This is a genomic window from Streptomyces sp. XM83C (assembly GCF_023072675.1).
Lineage (GTDB): Bacteria > Actinomycetota > Actinomycetes > Streptomycetales > Streptomycetaceae > Streptomyces > Streptomyces thermocoprophilus.
Map to the genome: position 1 here is coordinate 1 of NZ_JALLGL010000432.1, position 3,904 is coordinate 3,904.

2 protein-coding genes are annotated in these 3,904 nt (G+C 74.0%); one reads left to right on the top strand and one right to left on the bottom strand.

The annotated features are described in order from the left end of the window. The first annotated feature begins 456 nt into the window (after window positions 1-456). Window positions 457-2,658 carry a bifunctional glycosyltransferase 87/phosphatase PAP2 family protein gene (locus tag MTQ10_RS28685; protein ID WP_247473265.1) on the top strand — a complete coding sequence of 734 codons (2,202 nt, stop codon included), beginning with the start codon at window positions 457-459 and terminating at the stop codon, window positions 2,656-2,658. On the opposite strand, the gene MTQ10_RS28690 is transcribed toward MTQ10_RS28685, so the two are convergent. Then, window positions 2,612-3,904 (bottom strand): hypothetical protein (locus MTQ10_RS28690; protein WP_247473266.1); only part of this gene is annotated, 1,293 nt, incomplete at its 5' end. The genes MTQ10_RS28685 and MTQ10_RS28690 overlap by 47 nt on opposite strands.

The window sequence follows — 3,904 nt, forward strand, 5'->3', positions numbered from 1 at the left end:
GCTCAAGGGGTACGCGGGGCGGGACGGTCGGGACCTGGTGGTCGAGGAGTGCGGCGGTGCTGATGCTCGGGCTCGGACTCGGCAAGACTCCGCTCGCCTGCCTTTCGTCGGGGACAAGGACAAAGAGCGACCATAGGGGCATCCCTGCCGGTAACGGAGCGTATCCAGATAGGTGCGTACTGCGTGGAAACCTGTCGCAAGCAGGACCGCTGCCGCCTGTCCGGCTGAGGGCTTCCCGTCCCTGCTGTGAGCCTTCTCGCCCTCCACGGAAGCGCCGCAAACCATCCCGGACTATCGTCATCCGGGCGAACAGAAATGCGGTCGGAGGCCGCTGAAAGGACACAGGCAACCGCACCCCGCGAGGCGCGTCAGGTGGCGAAGGGGTCGCCCGCGTCTCACTGGAGGGGCCCGGGTGCGCCCCGCGGACCGTACGCGAAGACGGGAGGCCGATGAGGCGTGGCGAACGCGCGGCACAGCGGACATCCGGAGCGAGCGTTCGGGGCGACGGCCGTCGGCGCGGCCGGAGCGCGTGTGCAGGCGCTGCGGCTCGTGCTGTGGCTGGTCGCGGCGCTTCTCGCGGCGCGGGAGGTGGAGTCCGTCCTGGGCAGCCCGCCCGGCCGGCGGCTCACCGACCTGGAGACCTGGGTCGGCCCTGACGGTGTCCTGCACGTCAAGGGTTCCCTGTACGACTCCGACGCCTTCACCGGTACGCCCTTCGGCGGCCTCGTCCTCAAACCGCTCACCCGCGCGGCGGAACAGGCCCTCGGCTGGGGCTGGACCTTCGGCACGCTGCTGCTGGTGGTGGCGCTCGGCCTGATCGCGGCCCGCGCGCTGCCGCAGCCCGTCAGCAGACGTACATCGCTGCTGGCCGCGCCGGTCGCGGTGAGCCTGCTGATGCTGTCGCTGCCGGTGCGCAACACCCTCTACCTGGGGCAGACCAGCATCATCCCGGTGCTGCTCGTGGTGGCCGGCTGTTTCGCGGTGCGCGGCGAGCGGGCCGCCGGTGTGTGCGTGGGGGTGGCGGCGGCGTTCCAGCCGACGGTACTGCTGTTCACACCGCTGCTGTGGCTCACGGGCCGCCGTACGGCCGCGCTGTCGGCGGGCGCGACGTTCGCCGCGTGCACGCTGGCGGCGTGGGTGGCGATGCCGCGCGACTCCGCCACGTACTGGGTGCACCATCTGGCCGGTGCCGGGCTCGGCGGCCCGGCCGACGACCTCGCCAACCAGTCCCTGCACGGCGCGCTGCTGCGCCTGGGCCTGTCGGGCCCGCCGGAGATCGCGCTGTTCCTGCTGCTGAGCGGCGTGGTGGCGGTGCTCGGTGTGCGCCGCGCCGTGCGGTACGCGCGCGACGGGCAGTTGCTGCTGGCGGTCGCCGTCACCGGCTGCGCCGCCGTCGCGATCTCACCGACGGCGTGGCAGCACCAGCTGCTGTGGCTGCTGCTCGCCGTCGTCGGCCGGGTCGGCAGGCGGGCGGCGGACCGGTTCGTGTGGCCGGTCGCGGTGATCCTCGTGATGACGCTGCCGGCGTCGATGATCGTGCCGGGCAAACCGCTGTTCCAGCCGCTGATACAGAATCTGGCGCTGCTCGCGTCGGTCGCCGCCGCGACGGCCGTACCGTTCCTGCTCCGCACATCGCCGTACTTCCGTGACCCGGTCCCCAACCTGTACGCACCGACCGGCCCCGAGGGCGGCGCCCGCAGCCTGCCGTTCCTGCCGCAGCGGGCGGCGCCGGTGATGCGCCGGGCGCTGACCCGCCCGAACCTGCTGTTCGAGCTGCTGCTGATCCGCGTCACCTACGCGGCGTACGCGCAGATCCGGCTCGCCGCCGCGGGCGACTCCAGCACCGCCGGGCGCGCACGGGCCGAGGAGCACGGCCGGCAGATCCTCGACCTGGAGCGTCTCCTCCACATCGACATCGAGCACTGGGCCAATCACGCCGTCGTCGCGGCGGGCCGGGTGGAGGACTTCCTCAGCTTCTACTACGAGTCGTTCCACTTCGGTGTGCCCCTCGCCATCCTCGGCGTCCTGTACTGGCGGCGGCCGGTCGACTACCGGTGGGCCCGCTCGGCCATCGGTATCGCCACCGTGCTCGCGCTGGCCGGGTTCTGGCTGTATCCGCTGGCGCCGCCGCGTCTGATGCCGGAGCTCGGCATCGTGGACACGGTCAACGGCCCGCAGGACTTCTCACGGCCGGACTACGGCACGCTGACCGAGCTGACCAACCAGTACGCGGCGATGCCGTCGCTGCACTTCGGCTGGGCGCTGTGGTGCGGTCTGGTGATCGTGGTGGTCGCGCCCAGGGGGTGGATGAAGGCGCTCGGCCTGCTGCATCCCTTCTTCACGCTGTGCGCGATCGTCGGCACCGGCAACCACTGGGTGCTCGACGCGGTCGGCGGCGCGGCGGTCGTCGGCGTCGGCTTCGGGCTGACGCACCTGTTCCAGGGGCCGAGGGCCGCTCCGGGCTCGGCGCCGGCGACGGCGGAGCCTGCTCCGGTGTCCGGGGCGACCGCCGCGCCGGCCTCCGCGACGCCCTCCGCCGCGACGGAACCGGCCGCCCCGGCCGACCGCGACCTACGGTCCCCACAGCCCCCTTCCGGCAGTCCCCAGGACGTCAGCAGTGCTCCGCCGGACCGGCCGAGGGGCCGTACTCCGAACTGATGCGGTAGACACCGGGCGCGTCCACGGTGAGCCGCGTGAACTCGCCCTCGCGGCTCAGACAGCCGCCGCCGTCCACGCGCAGCCACGGCGACCAGGCGATCCGTACGGTCACCGCGCCCGGCCGGGACATCCGCAGCAGCAGATCGGCGCCGGTCGCACGGAGGACGCTGCCGGGCGGGGAGACGAGCGGTACGGCGTCACGGACCCGGAAGACACGCCAGTGCGCGTCCTGCCACACCGGCTCCAGCCAGTCGGGCCGCGCGTCCCGCACGAGACGGGCCTCCTCCTCGGCGGGCCCGTCGGGCCGGCCCGACGGCAGTACGACGAAGCCGACCGCCCACCGGTCCAGCCAGGCGCGATAGGTGGCGGCGGAGAAGGTGCCGTCGTAGAAGAGGCGGGCACGCTCCACGTCCAGCTGCCGGTTCCAGCCGCGGGCCAGCTGGACGTACGGGGCCAGGGCGACGGCCTCGCGGTGGTCGCGGGCCGGTACGGCCTCCACGCGCGCGTGGTCGGCGCCCAGTCCCCGCAGCGCGCTGACGACGGGCCCGGTGTCGGCGGCCCACGCCGGGACGGCGGTGTAGACACGCAGGTCGTCGGCGGTCTTCTTGCCGACCCAGCAGACGGAGTACACGAGTGCGACGGCGAGCAGCCCGCTGACGGGCCGCCTCAGCCGGTCCACGACCGTGCGTGATCCGGCCGGGGTCCGTGAGCCTGCGGCGGCCCGTGAGGCGCCCGCAGCTCGTGAGGCACCCGAGGGCCATGTGGCGAGCAGCGCGGCCAGCAGTGCGGCCGGGGCGAACAGCTCGGCGAACCGTTCGACGTTCGTGCCGATGGGGGAGGGGACCAGGTGCACGGCGACCGTCACCGCCGCGTACACCGCGCCGCACGCCCTGGCCGCCCGCCAGCCGCGCGGCGCCAGCACGGTCACCGCAAGCCCGAGCAGGACCGGCGGCCAGACCCGCGAGAGCGGCATCGGCTGCTCCCCGGAGAACGGGAAGAGCAGGGTGGTCGCGCCGACCACCGCTGCGGGCGGTACGAGCAGGGCGAGCGCCCGCGCCCGGTCGCGCGCCAGGAGGAAGCCGCCGCCGACCACGGCCAGGAACAGTCCGGCGACCGGCGAGGCCATGGTGGCGAGCGCGGCGTACCCGCCTGCGAGCACCGGCCGCCGCCACCCGGCCCCGCCGGGCTTCACGGTCTTCCCGGTCTCCCCGAGCCCCCTGCTCCCGTCGGTCGCCCCGGTCTGCGT